Genomic DNA, 25,252 nt, shown 5'->3' on the forward strand with positions numbered 1-25,252 from the left:
ATTTTCGATGGTGTTTTTTTAAAATTTAAACTCGCTGTCTTTTATATTTATGGGAAACTTAAATATGGGATTTGGGTCGTAAACAAGTTGTAAAAACGCTATTGAAAAAATGGCTAAACACTCTTTTTTTAATCGTCTAATCTCTTTAAATCCGGATCTACTTCATTTGATGCAATTATCTTGTTAATCCTTAGCCTGTAATCTGGTCGCTTTCTGTTTTTGGCATCTATAAAAGTTTCAGAATTGTTGCTATTGGCGTACACATTAAAAAATGCAGAATTGCCATACCAGTTTTCTAAATCTTCGTTGTTCATATTGTTTTCAACAAAAATGTTACCGTTGCAATTGTTAAAATACATATCTGAAAACTGTATTTTTTCTAGGTTTTCTTGATTTACCCTAATTTTATTTTCAAGCAAGACCGCTGGGTTAAATCCAGATATTACGCTTTTATTCATGTTAAGCGAAGCAAGGTGCCCAACATATACGGCCTCTTTTACCAAACCTTGTTTAATATCTGAGGTAATATCGTCGCTATCTGTTAAAAGGGTTAAGTTTTTTGCAACTAGCATGGTGCCTTTTTTGGTAAAATCGACTTCCTCTTTATTATTATACGAATTTACAAGCAAACAACGAGCGCCCGATCTATTAGATATATAGGGCGAACGTACTGCCAATGCATTTGTTAAATTAGATTGTGCGCCGAAATTAAACATAAAATCGTTACCGTTGGATTTATAAGAAACGACTTTGTTTAAATTAACCTCACCTCCTAAAATCTCGAACGAGTTACCGGCGCAATGGCTTACCATAATGTTTTCTAAAACCGTTTCATGGCCAACACTGGCCAACAAAAGACCATTAAAATATCCGGCATTTTTTATTCTTTTTCCAGCATATTCAATTCTTACATATCTTAAAATACCAGAATTACTTGCAGGGTTTTGGCCACCGTAGTTAGAATTGGCATATATTGATGCATTTAATTGTGCATAGTATGAGGCAACAGATCCGCTACCAAATTTCGTGATTGGCGCATCGCCAAGCAATATAAGTCCGCCCCAATCTCCTGCTCGTTTAACGCTTCGGTTTGAGGTAAATACAATGGGATCGGTTTCTAATCCGTCTGCCACAATTTTAGCGCCTTTAGAAATGGTAAGCGATCCTTTTGAAGCATAATCGCCCATTATTACCGTTCCGGGTTCAATTGTTAGTGTAGTGCTATCGGTAACAAAAACATTTCCCGACAGCAAATATCTGTAGCGTTTTAACAGTTTGGTATCTTCGGTTATATTGCCGGCAAGAATTTGCGTGGGCTCGCCATAATCGACAAATTTAGGGTTAAACTCCGTCCAATTATTCAGCCAATTATCGGCTCCAATTATTCCTTTTTCCTGTTGCCCAAAAATATTCCCTGTAATTACAAGGCATATACATAGTATTTGAGTAAAGTTTTTCATAATTCGGTTTTTAAGATGGAAAAAACAAATAAGATTTCCTATTTATATAACGCTCAAATATATATTAAAAATCCATGAAATACCAATTATTTCGTTAAAATACATAAAATGATGAATTTTGCTACATGGTTTTATCGACGAAATGCATTTTAAGAAATATAAAAACAATGATCCAATTCTTGTTTTTTTTAAGATCTGGATTTTAAAAAAAGCCTATGTACCTGAAATAGATGGCTTAACCACTTGCAGCGCATATAATAAATTAGGTGAATTTTAGAAAACAGAAGCCCGAAGTGCGCTATATGAAAGTATAACCATACATAATGGGAGAAATGTAGTAGTTACAATTGCACAAACGCAGATAAAAGCTTTTTTTGTTAAAATTGAAACTCGCTGTATTCATGCAGGGCTTTCATGGTTTCTTCAAAGAAAAGAATGGCTGCCACTAGGTTTTTGGTATCAGAGTAGGGTAAAATACGCCTTTGGAACTCGTTATTGGTTTCTAGAAAACTCTCGGTAGCATCAAATTGCTCGTCTAGTGCCGTTCTGTTATCCTTATCGTTAGGGATGCCCAAAGTTGTCATGGTAACTCCTGGTTTGGTTGCAAATGCAATGTAAGGCAACAATTTAACAAGACTTTCTATACGCTCTACATACAAATCCAACAATTGTCCTTTTTGCATACGATCAAGATCTTCTTTAGTATGATATTTTTTTATAGAAACGTTATCGCTAATAATACTTTTTGGCTCATTTCTTTTCTGTGCAAAACCAAGGCCTGTAACTAAAAAAAAGCTAAAACTTATTAATATAATTTTAATTTTCATGTTGAAGATTTAAGGATTTAAGCAACAAATTTATGTAATTAATCGTAAAAAACAAGCGTTTTATCGGTTTTTTATAGTTATTAATTTATTTTTATAGATACAAACGCATGTTTGTTGGCGCTAAAACCATGGGTACATTATGGCATAAACTTAAAAAATAAAATTTGTATTGGGTTAGCCAATTGCGCTATCCCTTAATTTGTTTTTTTTTAATGATTTAGTTCTGTAATAAGCAACAATTACAACTATAATTACCAAAGCCGCTAAAACATAAATAAACTTTGGTACTGGTAGCGGGTCTCCAGCAGCATAACTGTGCAAGCCCGAGAGATAGTAATTTACCCCAAAAGAGGTCATAATTATAGAAGCAAAAGCAAAAACACTTGCCGAATTTAATATAAAACTGCTCTTAAGATTTGGTATAAGCCTAAGATGCAGCACAATAGCATACACTATTATACTAATAAGTGCCCAAGTTTCTTTAGGATCCCATGCCCAATAACGCCCCCAAGATTCGTTGGCCCAAATACCGCCTAAAAATGTACCTATAGCCAGTACAAACAAACCAATGGTCATGGATATTTCATTAATATAAGTGAGCTCTTTAATACGAATGTCTATTTCTTTTTTAGAGTTTTTGGTTTTAAAAATCATAAGTAAAAGTGCCATAAACCCTAATACTGCCGAAAGTGCCAATGGCCCGTAACTACTTACAATTGTAGCCACGTGAACTTTTAACCATACCGATTTTAATACTGGCATTAAATTGGTAATTTCCGGACTTAACCAATCCAAATAACTAACAAACAGTAAGGCTCCGGAAAAGAGTGTTGCTAACGGAAGTGAAAAATCAGATTTTCTAAAAGTGAGCAATCCACAAAGCAAAAGCACCCAGGCTACAAAAACCAACATTTCGTAACCATTGCTCCAAGGAGCGTGTTGCGCCACATACCACCTTAAAATAATGTTGCCTGTAAACATTAAAAAACTAACCAGCGTTGTAATTATTAGCCCATTCCAAAGAATTTCCAATAGTTTGTTTTTTGTAAAAATTTTTGAAATGGCCAATACCAAGAGCAAGCCCCCAATAACAAAATAAGCTTGAAATAGCCAAAAATTAAGATTGAGTTGATTGTACCACAATTCTGCTTCTACCCGTTTACGACCCGGAATTATATCGGCTCCCAATACGTCTTGAAAGGTTTTAACATATTCTAATTTCTCACTGGCATCAACCCATTTTTTTTCGTTTACATCTTTAAAATAAGCCGGTATAATTTTTTGTGCAAATTGCGCATCTTCTAAAGGGAAATCTTGAAAGTGATGGGTATGGCTGTGCCATGTATTGTTCTCGTCGTTGCTGTTGGGGAAAATCTTTAAATAATTACCAGAAAACACATTGAACAAAATATTGAAGCGCTCGTCAACTTTTAAAACTTCTTTATCAAACTCGCTGCGTTCGGCCGGTTTCTTTTTATTGGCAGCTTCAACAGCATCAGACAAAATATATTTGCCTTTATCGTCTAATAATGTGGTAAATGCGACCAAATCATCTTCACTGATTTCTAAATCTGAAAAAAGCGTGCCTCCTTTTTTTACATCCACTTTAATAAGCGGTACAAATTGCCAAATATTCGATGCCGATTGCATGCCCAAAAAAGCTTGATTGGCAGAATAGCGCACATTTTCGCCTTGTTGGGAAAACTTAAAATAGGGTTTGCGCGATAGTTTTCTTAAAAACTCTGATGCCAAGGTATTCATGGGTTTTATTCGGCCGTCTAAATCTTGTACCATAAGCCTGCCAAACATATCTGCGTGCTGCTCGTCTATTCTAAGCTGTTCAATAGATTGGATATTAATTGTTGGTTTTGCTTTTTCGGATGGAACATTAGATTGTGAAAAAGAAACATTAGCAATGCCTAAAAACAGCAAAAACATTGTAGCTGTTTTTAGTTTTAATTTTTTAAGTTTTTTATTAACTAGTCTAAATCGGGAGGTTTTTCCGAAAAGGGTAAAAAACATGCCTATCATCATTAAATAATACCCTAAATAAGTAACGTTTGTACCCAAAGCATCGTGGTTTACCGATAATACCGTGCCCAACTCGTCTGTATCATAACTGGCTTGGAAAAACCGATACCCTTTGTAATCCAACACATTATTCATAAAAATACGGTGCGGTGTTTTAGTGTTATTATCGATTACCTGAACTTCGCTGGCATAGGCCGAAGGGCTCGTAGAACCTGGGTATCTCTCCAGCTGAAAATCGTCTAACTTAATTGAAAATGGTGTTTTTATGGCTTCGGATCCGTATGATAAACTAATGTTTAAATCATTAATATTAACATCGTGATTTGTTGGTAAAAACCCTTCACGATAAAGCAGCGTAGCCTCTTTAACCGCTTCGTTTACCTGTACATTTACCAGCAAAGCATCATCTTTTTGTGGGCTGTTGTCTTTTGGTTTTTCAGAATCGCTAATCAATACTATTTCACCTTTTGGGTGATAAGACATGGGTACAAAAGACGCATCGCCATCACGATACAGCGTACGTAATTGCATAGTGTACAAGCTATCTTTTTTTATAGTGCCCGCCGTTTGGGTTGCCATAACAAATGTGCCTAGATTTCTGGGCGATTTTATATGAAACGCACCATTGTTTTCGGTTATGTTGATTACATCGGGGGCAACCACATCGAAGCCAATCTTGTGCTTATGCGCGCCAACAGCTTCAACTTCGCCTTTTTCCAAAAAAATGGTTTCTCGTCCATTTCCTGTTGAAACCACCATTAAAAGCATGGGCTTGCCGTTTTCGGAATTGTCTTTTATTTGTGGAATAGCATCGGCGATAAAGTTTTTGTACGATACTGTTATTGGCGTTCCGTTAAAATCGGTTTCAACTTTAAAATCGTTATCGCTCAATGGCGAAAAGCTAAGTTTTTTCCGAAGTGTTTTTGTGCTATTATCATCTGAAATATGCAGATGAAGATAATTGCTTCTGGATATTATTATGTTAGACGATGCACCTTCGCGAATACGCATAATACCATCATAAGATGCATAACGTGTAATTCCAGCACCTATTAAAATAATTATAAAAGAGAGGTGAAAAGTTAACAACGCCCATTTCTCTATGCGCCAAAGCTTGTATTTATTTATGTTCATTATAAAGCAAACGCATAAACCCAACATAACAAGCTCGAACCACCAGGCATCGTAAATTAATTTCCATGCTGTTGCAGTACCAAAATCGTTTTCTATAAAAGTTGCAACAGCCATAGCTATGGCAAATAAAAAGAGTAATACAGTTGCTAAAATTGGTGAAGAAAATAAGCGAAATAGTTTATTCATTGTAAATTAAATGAGGTTGAGTTTTACATATAAAAATACCTTACTAGATAATTAATAAGGCATCTTTACATCAATGTTTTTATGTGGTTATTTTTTTGTAGAAGACACAGCGTGAATTGGCATTTTATCTTCGCGTGCTTTGGCTTCGTCAAGCCATTTTGGCAAAAGTGTTCTTTTAAACTCTTGTTTATCGGCTTTTAATTTTTCGACATCTAAACCTATATATTTTTGGGCTTTTTCTTTTGTTGAAATGTCTGGCATTTCTACGGGTTTATTATGCCCTAAATCTGCTAATAAACGTGCTAACTTAACGCGTGCTTCTTGGGCTATTACCAAACCGCTTCCAATAACCCTTGCGGTTTCAACTGGGGCATGGAACGATGCACCGTGGGCTGCTGCAGAGTAGTCCCATCGCCATTGGCCGTGGCGAATATCGGTTAAAATGGGTTTCATTTGCTCTTCTGTTGCTCCCAATTCCCAGCATTTTTTAGCCTCCAAATGCGCTTTAACCAAAAGGTCTTCTAATTTAAGGCGATTTTCAGTTGCTTTGCGCTGTCTTTCATAAACGTTTGCTATCAATTTGCTGGATTCTTCTCTATGGCAAACCTGACAAGCATTAGATGTGTTGTTTAATGGTGATTGAATGTGGTGGTCGGTAAATTTTTGTCCGCCTTCGCTTTTATAAGGCATGTGGCAATCGGCACAAGATACGCCTCGATCGGCATGTACGCCGGTTTTAAAGGTTTCGTAGCCTGGGTGCTGTGCTTTTAGCATGGGTGCTTTACTTAATTTGTGTGTCCAATCTGCGAACTCTAGATTGTCATAGTATTCTTCCATGTTTTCAACGGTCATGCCATTTTTCCAAGGAAATTTTAAATAGGGCACGCCTTCTTTTCCTGGTAATTTTTATCAAAATAATATTCCACATGGCATTGCGCACAAACCAGGGAGCGCATTTCGTTGTGCGTAGCTTGGTTAATATCTTTTCCCATGGCATCAAAAGCCTCTACCAAAGCCGGTCTGGAAATACGTAGTTTCATGGTTTTAGAATCGTGGCAATCGGCACATCCTATGGGGTTAACAACCTCAGATACCGTTTCTGCCCATGTTCCGTTATAAAATTCGGCAATGCCTTTCTCATTCATTAAACGTGGTACATCTGGACTTTTACAGGTCCAGCAAGTTGCGGGCATGGGGCCATCTTCTTTGGATGTTGGTGCTCCGGTTCTTAATGTGTTGTGTACATCTTCTATGGCATATGCGTGCCCCCTACCTTGGTTATAGTCTTTAGAAAAGCCATATCCGGCAAATAATATAACCAATCGAGGGTCTTCTTCGAGTACATCACGCATGGCAGAACCACCTTGCATAGATGCAAATGAAGTATCTAGGGTTTGTAAAGACGATTGGTATTCTAAAGGAAAGTTTTCGCCCCAGACTTCGTTTCTTGGTTCGTTTTCAGCAATATTAACTTGCGGTACGTATTTGTACTTAGCTTCAGATTTTCTGTTTACAATACTAGATGCCAATAGCCCTAATAGAAAAACTACAATAATGGTTACTATAAATAATACTTTGTTTTTCATTTGATAAAAATTTTATTGGTCTTTAATCTGTTTATCCATCCAAGCAGGAATTACAAGTCCTTCTTGATCGGTTGGCAATGGTGCGATATTATATTTTACAGTGGTTAATCCACGTACTTTTCCGTGCGGTACATGGGTATGGCAGCTCCAACATTGGCGCCCTGTTCTGTTTTCTTTATGGCCTTCAATCCAACCTTTATACTTTACTTGGGTTACTTGCTGTACATGGCAGCGTATGCAATTGTTTTGTACCACTTCTTGCGAGGCTTCTTTAATTTTGATAACATCTGGTTCTGCGCGGGCTGTAAAAACAGAGGCGTGGTACAAACCATCTTTAGCCTTAAAATAATACTTGTTGAATACATTATCGTGCGGTACGTGGCAATCGTTGCAATTGGCCCATTCGCGGTGCGAACTATGCATCCAACTATTGTAAACGGGTGTCATAACATGGCAGTTTACACAGGCTTGCGGGTTGTCTGAAAGATAAGATGTTATTTTAGATTCTCGAGCCATAAACAAGCCCAGACCAATAATTACGGCAATAAAAAAAACGGCAGTGGTGCGCCATCTTGATGTTTTAGGCGGCAGTATTTTTTTATTTAAATTCAATACTTTGAGTTTATTGCGTTCATAAATATAATCACAAATAAAAAACCAACAAAACAAAATTGATGTATTATTTAATTTTAAAACATGATAATTGTCATAAAGTTTAACAAAATCTAGAAAAAAACCTTGAAGCGATTAACTTTATAAGACTTATTTTTGTAGAATTTATGGATTCATTAACACAAATAGTATTGGGTGCCGCCGTTGGCGAAGCCGTTTTAGGAAAAAAGGTAGGCAATAAAGCCATTTTATACGGTGCCATTGCAGGTACCATACCAGATTTAGATATTTTTGCATCGCACTTTACAGACACCGTAACATCATTATTAATTCACAGAGGGTTTTCGCACTCTGTACTGTTTGCAGTCCTTTTTGCGCCGCTTTTTGGGTGGCTGGTATCATTATACGAATCTTTTAAAAGTTATAAGGGGTGGTCTTGGTTGTTTTTCTGGGTATTTTTAACACATTCTATCTTAGATGCACATACCACTTGGGGCACCCAACTATTTTGGCCTTTTGATTTGCGATTGGCATTTAAAACCATTTTTGTAATAGACCCACTGTACACGCTGCCATTTTTAGTGTTTTTAATTTTGGCAATGTCTCATAAAAGAACCTCGAAAAAAAGACGCTTTTTCAATTACACCGGACTTTTTATAAGCTCTTTTTATTTAGCACTGACCTTTGTTTTAAAATGGAATGCTTATACCAAGTTTGAAAACGCACTAAAAAACCAAAACATTGCATACCAAGAAATTGACACCAGACCAGCGCCGCTAAATACCATATTATGGAGCGCTAATATAGATACCAAAGATGCTTATCTATTGGGGAATTATTCCTTTTTTGATACACAACCCATCACTTTTGAAAGTTACAGAAAGAACCACGAGTTAATTGGTAATATTATTGACAACGAAAAAGTTAAAAAGATGGTTTCTATATCTGAAGGCTGGTACACCATTACCCAAAAAGGCGATAAGCTATTCTACAACGACCTGCGGTTTGGGCTTTTAAATATGGCTCCTAAGTCTCAAGATTTTGTGTTTCAGTATGAAATTAAAACCGATGAATCTGGAAATGTAAGTTTTATAGAACAAGAAAAAACTAAGCGTGATGCCAAAACGCTACTAGCTGATTTATGGCTACGTATAAAAGGGAATTGATTAATAGAATTCTACATTCTTTACGCAAAATTTATAAGCAATGTCTTGCTAAAATATGGGCTTTAATAATAGCCTTTATACTAGATTGTCATTAAAAAACTCCCAACATTTTTTTTAAATGCCTATAAGCTTATCTAAAAAAATGTTGGGAGTCTTGTTGTTTTTAAAAAACACTTGAAAAAACAAGGTTTTACTTTCTAAACAAGAATCGTAAAATAATCGATTTGAAAAAAAAATGAATACCTGAATTTATAAAACTACAGTTGTTTTAATTCACTTAAAATACTTTCCAGAGATTTTTTTGCATCGCTAAAAAGCATCTTGGTGTTGTCTTTAAAAAACAAGGGATTTTCAATGCCTGCATAACCAGGATTCATTCCACGTTTTAAAACAACCACATTTTTAGTCTGGCTTAAATCTAAAATTGGCATACCATATATTTTACTTGAAGGATCTTCTTTTGCAGATGGGTTTACAACATCATTTGCCCCTACAACTATGGCAACATCGGTACTGGATAAATACTCGTTAGATTCTTCCAAATCAAGCAACTTATCGTAATTAACATTAGCCTCGGCAAGTAAAACGTTCATGTGCCCGGGCATTCTTCCTGCTACTGGGTGTATGGTATATTTAAGCTCTACCCCTTTAGATGCGAGCAGGTTTTCAACATCTTTTACAATTTTTTGCGCTTGGGCAACTGCCATTCCATAACCTGGTATTATGGCCACGCGCTCGGTGTAGGCTAGCTGTATTGCCAAATCGGAAACTGAGATTTCTTTAATAACACCATTTACAGAGTTTGCCGTTTCTCCAGCTTTTGCAGAAGAAAAACTACCAAATAGAACCGCTACTAAAGAACGATTCATGGCTACACACATAAGCAAGGTTAAAATAATACCGGAAGAACCAACAAGAATACCACCAAGTAGCATGAGTTTATTATCTGTCATAACTCCTGAAATAGCAGCGGTAATACCTGTTAAGGAATTTAACAATGAGATAACCACCGGCATATCTGCTCCACCAATTGGCGCCACAAAAGTTACACCATAGATTATTGAAAGTACTGTAAATAGAATAAGGTGTACGTGGGTTAGTTTACCTTGATATGCAAAAACACCAATTAATACCACAGCTAATATTAGCAATGTAATATTTACAATTGAGGCATAAGGTATTTTTAGATGGTTATCTTTAAGCTTTCCGCTTAATTTGCCAAAAGCGACCATAGACCCTGTAAAGGCAACAAAGCCTAAGAAAAGATTGAACAGTACAACGCTTAAATCTGCATACCCGCCAGATGAGTTATGGTTAATTAGCCAAATTAATGAAATTAAAGCAGCAGAAAAACCTCCAAAACCATTAAACAAGGAAACCATTTCCGGCATTGCTGTCATGGCTACTTTTTTGGCTGCAATTAAACCAATTATACCACCAATAATAATTCCTAAAGCAATAAACAAATAATTGTTGTTTTGCGTTTCCATCGGATAAAAAATAGATACAATAATTCCCAGACCAACACTAATGGCGGCGAGTATATTTCCGTTGTTAGCTGATTCTGGATGAGATAATTTCCTTAAACCAACAATTAATAATATAGAGCTTATAAATAATAAAATATCAAAAAAAACAGTCATTATTTCTTTCTTTTTTTGTTAAACATTTCCAACATTCTACCTGTAACCGCAAAACCACCAAAAGCATTTATGGATCCAAAAACAATACCAAGAGTTCCTAAAATAAGGGTTATGTAATTATCAGAAGGGGTTACTCGAATTAATAATATGGCCCCTATTAATATTAAGCCACTAATGGCGTTTGAACCCGACATTAAGGGCGTATGCAATACAGTGGGTACTTTTGATATGATTTCGAAACCTAAAAAGATAGCAAAGGCCAAAATATAAATCATGTTTAAATTATTGGAAATGAATTGAATTATTTCACTCATAACGGATTCGTTTTTAGTTAGTTAATATTTATTGAAAGAAATTATGTGGATGAATTAAATTCATCCACATAATTTCTTTTTTTTAATTGTTTTATAAATTAGTTAGTGACCAAATTGCAGTTGGAAATACAGGAAGATGTGTAGATTTCGTCGTGATCGGTGCTTTTAAGTTTTAAATCTGAATCTGAAATATGATTTAAAAAATTATAGATATTATTTGCAAAAAGGGTGCTGGCATCCACTACGGCACCATCAGATAGATTAGAATTTCCAATAATGTGCACATAGTTGTGAATAACCGATTTTCCATCTTCGGTTAGCTCGCAGTTTCCTCCTGCATCTGATGCTAAATCAATAATTACCGAACCTCTGCGCATGTTTTCAACCATTTCCTTGGTTACAATTACCGGTGCTTTGGTACTTCTTACAGTAGCAGTACAAATAATAACATCGGCTTCTGTAATATGCTTAAACATCATTTCGCGTTGTTTTTGTATGAACTCATCTGTCTGTTCGCTACCATAACCCTGGCTAACTGATTGATTAGCACCTTCTACTTTTAAGAATTTACCACCTAAACTCTTTACTTCATCTTCAGTTTCCAATCTTGTATCTACTGCCTCAACAATCGCTCCTATTCGTTTTGCAGTAGCTATTGCTTGCAAGCCTGCAACACCAGCTCCTATTACAAGAACTTTTGCAGGTTTAACACTACCCGCAGATGTTATTAACATTGGAAAATATCTAGGTAACAAATCGGCAGCCTTTAACACAGCTTTGTATCCTGCAATAGATGACATAGATGATAAAACATCCATAGACTGAGCTATCGACGACCTAGGAATCATATCTAAACTAAAAGCTTGAATTTCGTATTTTTGTAATTTTTCGGCTACATCTTTGTAGATGTAAGGTTTAAAATTTGAGATGTAAACAACCCCCTTTTTAAACTTTTTGTATTCTTCTTCTTTTATTGGAGTGAAAGAAATTAAAATATCTGAACTTTTAAAAATTTCGTCTCTTTCTTTAATGATTGCCCCAGCAGCTTCAAAATCAGCGTTAGCTATATAAGAGGACCTCCCCGATTTTGTCTCTATTTGCACAGTATATCCTTTAGCAATAAGCTTTTTTACAACAGCAGGAACTAAACCAACTTTATTATCAAACCATTCTTTTAATACCCCAATTACCATGAATCTATTTATTTTAATTATTTAACTTTTAAAGTTTGTGCGGCCAAAAGTAAAAATTTTATTAATTATAAGCACTTTATTAGAGTGCATTTTTCTGTGTTCAAATCATATTTTTAACCAAATCGAAAATCTGTTTTAAAATTTTCAGTAATTTAACATAAAATCGTGTTAAATGACATTAAACGAGTTAACAGGTTTACTTCCCTATACAATATTTAACTAACCCTGTATTCATTGATACTAATCTATTTGGGCAACAAATAGCATACAAAAAATGGATAATAAGAGAAGATTGACAACAACTATTAATAAATAGCTGAACAAATATAGTATAAAAAAAACCGCTCGATTAGAGCGGTTTCCAAATAAAAACACCAAGCATTAATTAGCTGTACCAGAGCCTAAATAAATACTGTTTGATACTTGACTACCATCAGCAGTAATAAAAGCCATAAATAGCTCTACTGTATCTCCTGCATAAGTAGTTGGAATTGGAATAATTTGAGAACCTACTGTTCTGTCTGCTCCATCAAGTAAAGAAATAGATTCCTTTTTTGATGGATTATAAACTAACAACATCGCCTTATCAGTAGCATTTGCGTTACCTTCAGCAGAGTTATCATCCCAACCAAACGTTACTTCTCCAGCAGTTGCCAAATCAGTCGTTGGGTTTAGAACACCAGATAAACCTCCGCGACTTACTAAAGCGTTTGGATAGTCAACAACAAAGTTAGGTTCAGTACCTGTAATCGCATTATTCAACACATACGACATCGCAGCATTAAATTCTGTTTTCTTAACAGCTAACCCTTTATATCCTAACTTAATAAAAGGCTTTACAGCCTGTAAAAATTCTAAAGTGGCAGTAAACTTGGTTCTTTGGTTTACTTGACCAACAGTTCTTGGATTGGCTACACTTGAAGGTTTAATTCTAATGTAATCAATTCCTTTCCAGCTTCCACCGATAACGTTACCAACCTTACCTGAAAGACCTCCTAAAATACCTTGAGCAATTTTACCCATAACATAAATAATTTAAATGAAACATAATTTTCTTCGGACTTGGTACGGACTTAACACGAAGTTGTACCTTCCATTGAAATATATGGCAAGTTTTATGCTATTCTTTCGATATGGATTTTGTTGCTTTAGATTGCTTCTTTTTGCATTTTAGAAAATAAACTTTGAATATATGACACTTTCAAATCTGCCATTTTTGAAATGATTTTATGAAGCTCCTTTTCCTTTTTATTAATTGCTGACACAATATTAATATGTTTTTGCAACTGAATTGAATCATAAAACAATGAGCTGTAGCTGTTTTTCAAAATGTTCCTACAATCATCTATTGAAATAAACGGAATAACACTTCCTTTTAAATAGTAAGCGTAAAAACCGCCAATTTGCAACATCATAGATATGTGAAAAAGCGTGTTTTTTTCTTCTTCGGTTGAAGTTGTGACTACAAAACAATTAGGACAAGGATTTGTCAAGGGTTTTCCGCTGTTTAGTCCTTTGTTTAGTATAAAAAAGTGAGGGTTTGAGTAAGTTCTTCCGACTTGGTGTGTTTTTAGTTCAAAAGTTGACATAGCTATCCAATTTAAAATTGCTTCGCTACGCTTCGCGCCATTATTTTTTTTGAAAAGAAAAAAGATAGCTATAGTTGTTGTGGCGTGGGTAAGGCTGTCAAGGTTTTTGGGTAAAAGTTTTTTGAGTTGAATGTTTAAATCAAAAGAAAAAGGGTGTTGAAAAAAGTTTTATTCAAAACCCGTAGGGCTTGACCTTTATAGCCTTGTGCGGTTGGCAAAGGTAGCCACATATATTTGCCATCTTTTTTTATTTTAATATTTCAAATTGGTTTAAACTTGATTCAATTTGCTTTTAAATTTTCTGGGGAATTAACTCTTAAAAAAATAGGTTTACTAAACGCATTGAGCGGTGGATGAAGCGTTTGTATGGGTAGAATTTTAAATAGTTGTTTGATAAAACAGCATTTAAACAAGCTACTTATACAGGACTTTTAGACAATAGCTTATTACTTTTTTGACCTCTCGACTGGCGCTCGAGACAAGGCGAGCGATAAAAAGTAATGTGCTATGGCGTACTATAAATATTGTAAACCTATTTTTTTATATCCTATTTCTTGGGTGGTGGGGAAAAGTGGACTATAATGTTTGTTAGCGAAATGAAACAAACAAAGACTTGAGGTAAGGAATACTTGGACTTAACGATGGTTTTGTGCAGTTGAATGAGATAACTAATATTATTCAAAATTAACGTTACCCTTTAAATGTACGACTGTTTAATACTTGTTCAAAATGTGATTAAAAGTTCGGATGTGAGCGTTGGATAAGCGGATATTTTACATAATAGCAGTTATAGCTACGAAAATATAATAAAACGCCGTAGGCAACCATTGAAAGGATTTTTGCTACTATAACTTCTATTATGTAACATAGCTTGGGATTGGTTTACTGGCGTTATAGTTGTTTGAGCGTTGGCAATGGCTCTTTGCTTTTTTATTGTACCAATTTTATAAAATAACGACGTTTAAATAAAACAAGCAATGTGCCATTATAGCGTTGGCTACAAGTATTATGACATAAAACCAATTATGCATTGGCGAGCGGAACAACACAAAAGACAGAGGATTTTGAGGTACGAAAAAACTGGGTTTTGGGTTGTGGGGAATAAAAAAGAGCCTTTCGAAAAAGACTCTTAAATTATTGGCTTAATGGTCGTGATTTGAATGGTCTTCCGATTTCATTTCACCTGACTGATTCATCATCATTTCGTGGTCGTATTTACAACAACCTGGTAAATCTTTATAGGCTTCTTCACTACCTGCAACTTTTTCAGTATCATACCCTGAAGCTGCAATAGCTTTGTGAATTGTCATAGCATCTGTTTTGGTATCATCAAAAGAAACATCAATCTTCTTTTTATCGACATCCCAATTGGCACTTGCAACACCTTCAACACTATTGGCTGCTTTTTCAATGGTACTTTTACACATACCACAATTTCCTCTTACTCCAAAAGATAAATCTATCATTGCGATTTCTTTTGACACTTCTGTTGTTGTAGTATCTTCAACTTTTTTAGTTTCGTTTTTACAACTTGTTAAACCTAATGCTGCTATTGCAACTACACTTAAAATTACTTTCTTCATTGTTTAAAATTTAATTGTTATTACTTGATTTATTATTATTCTATTACTTGTTTTACTTCACCACAGGTTAGCATTGCTTCACCAAAATATGGATTGATTACTTTTTCTTCTTTACTCAACCAATATGCACCATTGTTGTTATCTGCCATAGGACAAAATTCCACATACACTTTTTCATTAACACCAAACAATTGTACAGCATTTATTAAATGTGATGATAGATGTTTGAAGTGGTCTCTTTGTTCTTTTATATCTGACGTTTTAGAAATGGATGTTGCAGAAGATTGTATTTCTTTTACTAATGACATCCAATGTGCGTGAGCATTATTGTCTGATAATAATTTCATATCAACTTTACCTAAATTGTCAAATAAACTTGTTGCATTAACTGAAGTAATTTTTGAATCTTCCTTTACTAAAGCATTTTTTAAATTGATATAATCATTGTAAACAACTTTTAATTGTTCTTGGAATTTCTCTGATACTGTCAATCTTTCGTTCATATTAGTATGGTCACTTTCTTTGTTGGGTAAATTGTTTTCCATACCTAAATGACCTTCGTGTCCAGTCATTACTTTACCACCATCTTTATTCATCATAGACTTTTTTCCTTGTAATTGAGCTGCTGCATCAACCGTAAAAGTTCCGTTAGTTACGATTTCATTTCCAACAAATAATCCTTCTAAAACTTCATATTCATTACCAATTTGATTACCTAAAACAACTTCACGCATTTCAAAAACGGTTTGGTCTGGATTGGTTTTTAAATAAACCACAGAACGTTCACCTGTCCAAAGTATAGCAGATGCTGGGATTGTTAATACCTCATCATTACTTCTTGAAACTCGTTCAATATTTGCCGTTACAAACATTCCTGGTTTAAAAACATCATCCTTATTATTTAATACCACACGTAAGGTTACAGTTCTTGTTTTGGTGTTTAAAACTGGGTCAATGAAATCTACTTTACCTTTAAACTCTTTATTAGGATAAGCATTGGTTGTTATCAACACTTCCTGTCCTTTTGTAAAGCGGTCAATCTGATTTTCATACACATCAAAATTTCCCCAAACTGTGTTGAGATTGGCAATTTTTAATAAGGGTTGACCTTGTTTAACGTAATCGCCTTGCTCTACCAATTTTTCGGTAACTGTTCCTGAAACCATAGCATAGACTGGAAAGTTTTCTTTTACTTTTCCAGTATCTTCTATTTGATTAATTTGACTTTCAGAAAGTTTCCACAACTTCAATTTATTACGAACTGCCTTATATAATGCAGGTTGCGATTCCTTTAAAGATGATGCTGTAATCAATTCCTGTTGTGCTGCATACAATTCTGGCGAATAAATGGTTGCCAACAATTGACCTTTGTTTACTTCCTCTCCAGTAAAGTTTATATTCAAACGTTCTATTCTTCCTGAAAAATAACTGACTTGTACTGCGTTTGCTTCTTCATTTTCAGCAATTTTACCTGATAGCTTAATGGTATTCCCATCAATGTTTCCTTTGCCAACAACTGTCGTTTGAATATTGGCTAATGCCATTGCATTTTCTGTTAGTTGGAATTGGTCTGCCAACAAACCATCTGCACTACTTTCGGCAGGAATTAAATCCATTCCACAGATAGGACAATCACCTGGTTCTGGTTGCATAATCTGTGGGTGCATTGAACAGGTCCACATTTGATTGGTTTCAGTTGTTTCCTTATGATTATGTTTTGCACTTTCATTGGACGAACCTCCAAATAGCAACCAACCCAACAACACACCTATTACGAGTAAGCCAACGTATATGACTATTTTATTATTTTTCATTTTCTAATCGTTTTATCATTGCTTTCATTTCTTCTATTTCCTTTTTCTGTGCTTTAATAATATCCTCTGCTAATTGTTTAACTTCTGGGTCTTTTATATCTGCTCTTTCGCTTGTTAGAATTGCTATGGAATGATGTGGTATCATACCCTTCATCCAAAGTACATCACCTACGGTTGATTTTTGGTCACGTACTAAACCTAAAGCACCAAGGAAAAGGACGATGCTACCTAATACAATACCCAAATTTTTCCTTTTATTCTTGTACATATTCTTCATAAAGAAAAACATAATTAAAGCCATAGCTGCAATACCTAAACAGACCATATAAAATCGTGTTAGACTAAACCATACGTGGTCAAATTCATAAGTGTTTAAGTACATTGTGATATACATTGCAACAAATGATGAGCCTAACATCAAAAAGAATTTAGTGTAATTGCTCAAACCTTTATTATCGTTGTTTGTGTGTTCTTGTGTGTTCATAAAATTTTGATTTTAATGGTTAAACTTTAATTGTTCTTAATCGTAGTGCATTACCTATAACCGAAACCGAGCTAAAACTCATTGCTAAAGCTGCTATCATTGGCGACAATAAAATGCCAAAAAATGGGAATAATACGCCTGCTGCAATAGGTACTCCTAATGTGTTATAAATAAGTGCAAAAAATAGATTCTGCTTAATATTCTTCATTACGGAATGACTTAAATTTTTAGCCTTTACAATGCCTTGTAAATCTCCTTTTACCAAGGTTATCATTGCACTTTCTATCGCCACATCTGTTCCTGTACCCATTGCAATACCTACATCACTTTTTGCCAATGCTGGTGCATCATTAATTCCATCACCTGCCATAGCAACTACTTTTCCATTTTTTTGTAGTTTCTCTACTTCTTTGAGTTTGTCTTCTGGTAGCATACTGGCTTTAAAATCTGCAAGATTTAGTTCTGAAGCTACTGCTTGTGCGGTATCGTGATTATCGCCTGTAAGCATTATAACATCAATGCCTTTATCTTGAAGTGTTTTAATTGCTTTGGCACTTGTTTCTTTTATTTTATCTCCAATAACTACGTAGCCAACAACGGTTTTATCTATCGACAAATAAGAAACTGTCTTACCTTGTTTTTGGTAAGATTTAGCTTCGTCTTTCATTTTAGAAGTAATATCTGCTTTGGCATATTCCATCATTTTAGGATTTCCTAATGCTATTTTTTTATCATTTATTATCGCTTCAACACCTTTTCCTGTGACAGCACTAAAGTTTTCAGATTTTATTGTTTCAGCGTTATGTTCTTTTCCATATTTAACAGTCGCTTCTGCCAAAGGATGTTCACTATTGGTATTTAATGAAACGATGTATTGTAATAGCTCTTTTTCTTTTAAAGTATCACTAAAAACACCTACTGTTTCTACTGTTGGTTTTCCTTCTGTAATTGTTCCTGTTTTATCAACTATAAGTGTATTTACCTTATCCATTTTTTCAAGAGCTTCGGCATTTTTAATCAATACACCATTTTGAGCACCTTTACCCACACCAACCATTACAGACATTGGTGTTGCTAAACCTAAAGCACAAGGACACGCAATAATTAGTACTGCAATTGCATTGACTAGTGCATACACATAAGCAGGTTCTGGGCCCCAAATTGCCCAAACCATAAATGTGATAATAGAAATAAGAACTACTACTGGCACAAAATAACCTGACACTTTATCTGCTAAATTTTGAATAGGTGCGCGACTTCTACTGGCATCATTAACCATATGAATGATTTGAGATAAAAGCGTATCACTTCCTACTTTTTTGGCTTTCATTAAAAAGGATTGATTCCCATTAATTGTTCCGCTACTTACTTTATCATCTTGAGATTTGTTTACAGGAATAGGTTCTCCTGTAATCATAGATTCGTCAATGGTTGTTTCGCCTTCAGTTATCACACCATCCACAGGAATTTTATCGCCAGGTTTTACTTTTAGAATATCATTTAATTCTATCTTATCGATACTGACTTCAATTTCTTCATCATCAATTATTTTTATGGCTTTATTAGGTGCTAACTTTAGTAACTCTTTTACTGCCGAATTGGTTTTACTATGTGCACGCGCTTCTAACAACTGTCCTAAAAGCACCAAGGTTAGAATAACCGTTGCTGCCTCAAAATAGACGTGTACTGCACCTGATTCTGTTTTAAACTGTGCCGGAAATACATCTGGAAAAAACATCCCAAACACACTAAACAACCAAGCTACACCTGCACCAATCCCAATTAGGGTAAACATATTGAGATTCCACGTTTTTATACTTCTATAAGCACGTTCAAAAAACATCCAAGTCGCATAAAATACAACTGGAATAGATAATCCAAACTGAATCCAATTCCAATATTTCTGTTCCATTATATCGTACAATGGATTGTTATTGAGCATTTCGCTCATAGCCATTAAGAATATTGGTAATGTGAATGCAGTTGCTATCCAAAACTTCTTCAATAATTTTTTATAGGTCTTTTCTTCTGCTGAAACATCTGGTTGCATTGGTACTAAATCCATACCGCAAATAGGACACGAACCTGCTTCATCTTTTACAACTTCTGGGTGCATTGGACACGTCCATTGTTCAGTTGTAGCTGTTGTTAGATTTTGTTCTTCGACCAAATCCATTCCGCAAACAGGACAATCTCCTGCTTTATCATAAGTTTTATCTCCTTCACAATGCATAGGACAATAAAATGTACCTGTGCCTTTTGCTTTTGGTTGGTTTTCCTTTTTATCTTCTAAATGGTGATGATGTTCACCTTGTTTATGAATACTGTATCTCCCACCATCATTTTTTAAGGCTTCTTGAAACTTTTCTATAGGAATATGGGATTCCATTTCGATTGTAGCTTTTGCCTTTTCTAAATTGACTGTTGCTTTTGAAACACCTTTCACTTTAGAAAGTGTTTCTTCTACGTGAGTACGACAACCGTTGCAAGTCATTCCGTGTATGTGATATGTGTGTTTCATAATTTACTGAATTAAATAATTAATAATTGTGCTTTGCACATAGTAGCTCTTAATAGACTCTATTTGGTTCATTTGAAACTTTAATTGTAGTTCTTGAATATCCAAAACATCATTAAAATCTATCGTTCCTGTTTCGTAGCTTTTGATTAAGATGTCTTCTGCATCTTTGGCTTGTTTTAAGTTCTTGGTTTGCGTTGCATAACTTATTCTTGCAGAAATTCGTTCATTAATCGCTTTACTTAAAAGCGTTTCCAAAATGTTTAATCGTTCTTGTTTTTGAGCTGTTATTTCTTGCTGTTCTAACTCATTTTGCTTGGTTTGAGATTTGTACTTTTTGTTGAATATTGGAATTGACACTGATACCATTGGCATTACAATGTCTTTTCCATTATCACTAAAATTCATATCTGGTCTTTCGGAAACATTAATATAATCCAACCCAAAACCAATCATAGGACTGCTTTCTTTTTGATTTAGTAATTCTGATTGTTCAATGGATTGGTAGAGTTTTTCATACTTCAATAATTCGGGATGCAATGCTAAATTTGCAGTATTGATTTCAAAGTCTTCTGCCGGCATCATTAAACTATCTACCACACTAACAGCAACATCATTTTCTCTGTTCAAAAGATTATTCAAATTAGTTTGTTCTGCTAAAAACTGTTGACTTAAAACATCTTTTAGTTGTTGCATTTCATTTTGACGCATTTGCAAACGCAACACATCTACTGCAGAAGCTTTACCAACCTCAACCGATGTTAAAGCCAATGTTTCATAGGTTTCCAATAGTTTAATGTTTTCTGTTAGCACCCTTTGTTTCGCTTTGTTAGCGTATAAATTATAGTAGGATTGTGATACAGAAGCCATCAATTTTCGCTTTGCAATAACAATGTCCTCATATTTTGCATCGGCTAACGAACTCACATAATTTTCTCGTGAAGTAATTGTACCAAACCACGGTAACATCTGTTTTGCTGATACTTTAAAGCGTTGCGCTCCTGTTCTCGTTTCTGGTTCGCTTACAAAATAACCTACACCAAATTCAGTATTAGGAATCGTATTGACTTCATTTACTTTTTCTGAAACTCTTTTGTACTGTAACTCGAATTTTTGAATCTCGGGATTGTTTTCCAACGCTTCATTAATTAAAATTTCTAATTGTTGGGCGTTACCTTTGAGACAAAAGAGAATTGAAAAAAGAAAAAAGACTGTTTTTATATGTTTCATTTTGATGCTCTTTTAAGTTGAACTTCGGCTTTCCAGCTATATAAAACTGGTACAACAAATAAGGTGATTAAAGCGATTAACATTCCACCAAAACTTGGTATTGCCATTGGAATCATAATATCGCTTCCTCGTCCTGTAGAGGTTAATACTGGTAATAATGCTAATATGGTAGTTGCTGTTGTCATTAAACAAGGTCTAATCCGTTTTTCTCCTGCTTCTACTATGGACGCTCTAATTTCCTTTATATTCTCTGGTGTATTTCTATCAAAAGTTTGCGTTAAATAGGTTGCCATTACTACACCATCATCGGTTGCAATACCAAAGAGTGCAATAAACCCAACCCAAACCGCTACACTTAAATTAATGGGATGCATCTGAAATAAGTCTCGCATATTTTCGCCAGCGACATTGAAGTTTAAAAACCAATCTTGACCATAGAGCCATATCATTACAAATCCACCTGCAAAGGCCACGGCAATACCTGTAAACACCATTAATGATGTGCTTACTGAACGGAATTGGAAATACAGAATTAAAAAGATAATTGCCAAAGCTAAAGGCACAACTACAGATAGTGTTTTTTCTGCTCGTAACTGATTTTCATACGTTCCTGTGAATGCATAGTTGATTCCTTTTGGAACAATTAGTTCCCCAGAATCTATCTTTTCTTGAATCAATGCTTGTGCATTTTCAACAACGCTTACTTCTGCAAAACTAGCTTGTTTATCGAACAGTACATAACCTACTAAAAAGGTATCTTCACTTTTAATGACTTGTGGACCTTGCTCATATCGAATGGTTGCCAATTCGCTTAATGGAACAGGACTGCCTTTTTCAACTGGCACATAAATCTGTTGTAAGTCTGTTGGATTTGCTCTTAATTCTCTTGGGTATCGCACACGAACACCATATCGCTCACGACCCTCAACCGTTTGTGTTAAAACCATACCACCAACTGCTACTTTTAATACATCCTGAACATCTTGTATTGAAATGCCATAACGTGCAATTTTCTCTCTATCAATATCAATTAACAAATACGGTTTACCAACAATACGGTCTGCAAAAACAGCTTCTTTTTTAACACCTTCAGCTTCCTTGATAATGTTTTCTAATTGTACTCCAAACGCTTCAATTTGTTTTAAGTCTTGGCCTTTCACCTTAATTCCCATAGGTGCGCGCATTCCTGTTTGAAGCATTACCAATCTGGTTTCAATAGGTTGAAGTTTTGGCGCAGAGGTTACGCCTGGCAATTTGGTTACACGAACTATTTCATTCCAAATATCGTCTGGTGATTCGATTTCTGGTCGCCAATTGCGGTAGAATTCGCCGTTTTTGTCTTCAATTAGTTGAGACCTTTTAACTGTACTATAAGTAACATTTTCAGAATTATTTGGATTTGCAATAAAACGACCATCTTTTAATTCAAACAAACCATCATCATTTACTTTGTAGCGTTGCCTTTCTCCATCTACATTCAGCATATATTCTGGTTTGTACTGAATGATGTTCTCATACATTGACAGTGGTGCTGGGTCTAATGCTGATTCTGTTCTTCCTGCCTTACCAACTACCGTTTCAATCTCTGGAATACTGGCGACAGCCATATCTAATTGCTGTAAAACTCTTTTATTTTCTTCTACGCCAGAATGTGGCATTGATGTTGGCATAAGTAGAAATGAGCCTTCATTTAAGGATGGCATAAACTCTTTGCCTGTGTTCTTCATAATGAAAAACCCTGCAATTACAATAGCTGTTGGTACAGATAGAAACAATAATTTGTTATTTAAACACCAACTTAAAATACGCGTATAGTATTTGATGAATAGCGAAAAAACACCTAATAAACCAAAACATATAACACTAACAAAAATGAGATTCCAGAAGATGCTTTTATCAACGCCTAATGGACGCCAATATTCGGCTAACAGGAATACTATCGCAGATGCTGAAATAAGCCCATCTGCCTTCGACATCTTTCCAAAGGGAAGAAAATTGAATTGTCTATGAAAATTTATAACCCCAAAAAATATCAATATTAACCCTAACCAATAACCGTAAACTATTGCTACGATTCCTAAGGCTATTAATACACCATTTAAAATAGTTTTAAAAGTGTTTTTAATGCTTTTCTTTCTGAATAATAATGCAGCAAACGGTGGAATTAAAAATAACGCGACAATAATTGATGCTGTTAACGCAAAGGTTTTTGTAAAAGCCAATGGCCTAAATAATTTCCCTTCTGCACCAATCATAGTAAATACAGGAATGAAACTAATTATTGTTGTCATTACTGCGGTTACAATAGCACCAGATACTTCTGCTGTGGCGTTATAAACAATTTGATTTATTGTTAATCCTTTATGAGATTCCTCGTCGCTCGTTCCTCCCTCTGTCGGAATGACATTTACACTTTCACCCTCTAACTTTTCATTCTTCACTTTTAACTTTTCACTTTCGTCCAAGTGCCTTATAATATTTTCTGAAAGAATCACACCTACATCGACCATAGTACCAATAGCAATTGCAATACCTGATAAAGCAACAATGTTTGCATCTACTCCAAAGAACTTCATAGCTATAAAAACCATTAGAACCGCTGCAGGTAATAACCCAGAAATTAAAACCGAAGCTCGAAGATTAAACACCATAATGATTATAACCAAAATGGTGACTAAAATTTGTAATGTTAAAGCTTCACTTAAAGTACTAATGGTTTCTTTAATCAATTCACTTCTATCGTAAAAAGGCACAAGGGTAAGTTGCGATGTACGTCCGTCTTCCAACACTTTTGAGGGCAATCCGGTACTTAATTCGGTAATTTTTGTTTTTACATTGGTTATGACCTCCATTGGGTTGGCGCCATAGCGTGCCACAACAACACCACCAACAACTTCTGCTCCTTCTTTATCTAAAATTCCCCTGCGTGCTGAAGGACCTAACGATACTTTAGCAATATCTTTAATTCGTATTGCTGTATAATCTTCGGAAGTAACGACTGCATTTTCTATATCTGAAATGGACTTGACATAACCTAAACCACGAACTAAATATTCTGCATTATTGATTTCAATAGTTTGTGCGCCAATATCTTTATTACTTTCCTTAACAGCTTTTACAATATGATGTAAACCAATATTGTATTGTCGCATTAATTCAGGATTAACATCGACCTGATACTCTTGCACATAACCTCCAATAGAAGCTACTTCAGATACTCCACTTGCAGAGGATAGTGCATATTTTACATAGTAATCTTGAATATTTCGTAGCTCTTGTAAATCCCAACCACCAGTAACGTTTCCGTTTTCATCACGTCCTTCAAGTGTGTACCAAAATATTTGTCCTAATCCTGTGGCATCTGGACCCAATGCAGGATTAACACCTTCAGGTAATAAGCCGCTTGGTAATGAGTTTAGTTTTTCGAGAATACGACTTCTACTCCAGTAAAATTCTATGTCTTCTTCAAAAATGATATAGATACTTGAAAAGCCAAACATAGACGAACTACGAATGGTTTTTACTCCAGGAATACCTAACAAGGATGTGGTTAATGGATAGGTAATTTGGTCTTCAATATCTTGTGGTGAACGACCATCCCACTTTGTAAATACAATTTGTTGGTTTTCTCCAATATCTGGAATAGCATCAACAGCTACTGGATTGCTTGGTAATCCCGATAGCCATCGGGACTGTTCCCAATTGAAAGGTGCATTTACTGTTCCCCATCCTACGAAAAGAACGAGTAGTAGTACTGCTACGAGTTTGTTTTCTATTAAAAATTTGATGCTTTTATTTAGCATTGGTTTTGATTATTAAACAGTTAGACATTGATGTTACAACGACAACGAATACCTGCCTACCGGACAGGCAAGCAACAAA

16 protein-coding genes and 1 pseudogene are annotated in these 25,252 nt (G+C 35.1%); 1 reads left to right on the plus strand and 16 read right to left on the minus strand.

Going from position 1 to position 25,252, the window contains the following annotated elements; translation table 11 throughout:
* Positions 1-128: 128 nt before the first annotated feature.
* From ACFSQS_RS03685 to nrfH, 5 genes and pseudogenes are all read right to left on the minus strand, one after another.
* Complete coding sequence (locus ACFSQS_RS03685; RefSeq protein WP_388014274.1) at positions 129-1,460, minus strand: hypothetical protein; 1,332 nt, start codon at positions 1,458-1,460, stop codon at positions 129-131.
* A gap of 377 nt (positions 1,461-1,837) precedes the next feature.
* Positions 1,838-2,287 carry a hypothetical protein gene (locus tag ACFSQS_RS03690; RefSeq protein WP_388014277.1) on the minus strand — a complete coding sequence of 150 codons (450 nt, stop codon included), beginning with the start codon at positions 2,285-2,287 and terminating at the stop codon, positions 1,838-1,840.
* 174 nt (positions 2,288-2,461) lie between these two features.
* Entirely contained in the window at positions 2,462-5,638 is a 3,177-nt protein-coding gene (ccsA, locus tag ACFSQS_RS03695) for a cytochrome c biogenesis protein CcsA (RefSeq protein ID WP_388014280.1), read from the minus strand.
* An 87-nt stretch (positions 5,639-5,725) separates the two neighbouring features.
* A pseudogene (nrfA, locus tag ACFSQS_RS03700) lies at positions 5,726-7,224 on the minus strand (ammonia-forming cytochrome c nitrite reductase).
* Between the two features lie 12 nt (positions 7,225-7,236).
* On the minus strand, positions 7,237-7,836 hold the full coding sequence (gene nrfH / locus ACFSQS_RS03705) for a cytochrome c nitrite reductase small subunit (RefSeq protein ID WP_388014283.1): 600 nt from the start codon (positions 7,834-7,836) through the stop codon (positions 7,237-7,239).
* Between the two features lie 167 nt (positions 7,837-8,003).
* On the opposite strand from nrfH, the gene ACFSQS_RS03710 reads away from it, so the two are divergent.
* Complete coding sequence (locus ACFSQS_RS03710) at positions 8,004-9,002, plus strand: metal-dependent hydrolase (RefSeq protein WP_388014286.1); 999 nt, start codon at positions 8,004-8,006, stop codon at positions 9,000-9,002.
* A gap of 257 nt (positions 9,003-9,259) precedes the next feature.
* On the opposite strand, the gene ACFSQS_RS03715 is transcribed toward ACFSQS_RS03710, so the two are convergent.
* The 11 genes from ACFSQS_RS03715 to ACFSQS_RS03765 form a co-directional block, all read right to left on the minus strand.
* Positions 9,260-10,645, minus strand: a complete 1,386-nt coding sequence (locus ACFSQS_RS03715; RefSeq protein WP_388014289.1) for an NAD(P)(+) transhydrogenase (Re/Si-specific) subunit beta — start codon at positions 10,643-10,645, stop codon at positions 9,260-9,262.
* Entirely contained in the window at positions 10,645-10,959 is a 315-nt protein-coding gene (locus ACFSQS_RS03720; RefSeq protein ID WP_388014292.1) for an NAD(P) transhydrogenase subunit alpha, read from the minus strand. The genes ACFSQS_RS03715 and ACFSQS_RS03720 overlap by 1 nt, the downstream gene beginning before the upstream one ends.
* A gap of 98 nt (positions 10,960-11,057) precedes the next feature.
* The gene (locus tag ACFSQS_RS03725; protein ID WP_388014295.1) at positions 11,058-12,152 is read right to left on the minus strand and encodes an NAD(P) transhydrogenase subunit alpha; all 1,095 of its coding nucleotides are present in this window, start codon (positions 12,150-12,152) and stop codon (positions 11,058-11,060) included.
* Positions 12,153-12,533: 381 nt separating this feature from the next.
* Positions 12,534-13,175: a DUF6266 family protein gene (locus tag ACFSQS_RS03730; protein ID WP_191099767.1), complete on the minus strand. Its 642-nt coding sequence runs from the start codon at positions 13,173-13,175 to the stop codon at positions 12,534-12,536.
* Positions 13,176-13,300: 125 nt separating this feature from the next.
* Positions 13,301-13,741, minus strand: coding sequence for a DUF6943 family protein (locus tag ACFSQS_RS03735; protein WP_388014299.1), 441 nt, complete (start codon positions 13,739-13,741; stop codon positions 13,301-13,303).
* A 1,142-nt stretch (positions 13,742-14,883) separates the two neighbouring features.
* Positions 14,884-15,324, minus strand: coding sequence for a heavy-metal-associated domain-containing protein (locus ACFSQS_RS03740; protein WP_388014302.1), 441 nt, complete (start codon positions 15,322-15,324; stop codon positions 14,884-14,886).
* Between the two features lie 35 nt (positions 15,325-15,359).
* Complete coding sequence (locus ACFSQS_RS03745) at positions 15,360-17,138, minus strand: efflux RND transporter periplasmic adaptor subunit (RefSeq protein ID WP_388014305.1); 1,779 nt, start codon at positions 17,136-17,138, stop codon at positions 15,360-15,362.
* Positions 17,128-17,622 carry a DUF305 domain-containing protein gene (locus ACFSQS_RS03750; RefSeq protein WP_388014308.1) on the minus strand — a complete coding sequence of 165 codons (495 nt, stop codon included), beginning with the start codon at positions 17,620-17,622 and terminating at the stop codon, positions 17,128-17,130. Before ACFSQS_RS03750 ends, ACFSQS_RS03745 begins: the two co-directional genes overlap by 11 nt.
* A 19-nt stretch (positions 17,623-17,641) precedes the next feature.
* Positions 17,642-20,143: a heavy metal translocating P-type ATPase gene (locus ACFSQS_RS03755; RefSeq protein ID WP_388014311.1), complete on the minus strand. Its 2,502-nt coding sequence runs from the start codon at positions 20,141-20,143 to the stop codon at positions 17,642-17,644.
* A 3-nt stretch (positions 20,144-20,146) separates the two neighbouring features.
* Positions 20,147-21,370: a TolC family protein gene (locus ACFSQS_RS03760; protein WP_388014314.1), complete on the minus strand. Its 1,224-nt coding sequence runs from the start codon at positions 21,368-21,370 to the stop codon at positions 20,147-20,149.
* A complete protein-coding gene (locus ACFSQS_RS03765) occupies positions 21,367-25,173 on the minus strand; it encodes an efflux RND transporter permease subunit (RefSeq protein WP_388014317.1) in 3,807 nt (1,268 codons plus the stop codon). Before ACFSQS_RS03765 ends, ACFSQS_RS03760 begins: the two co-directional genes overlap by 4 nt.
* Positions 25,174-25,252 lie beyond the last annotated feature (79 nt).

Source organism: Gelatiniphilus marinus, from assembly GCF_042684345.1.
Taxonomy (GTDB): Bacteria; Bacteroidota; Bacteroidia; order Flavobacteriales; family Flavobacteriaceae; genus Gelatiniphilus; species Gelatiniphilus marinus.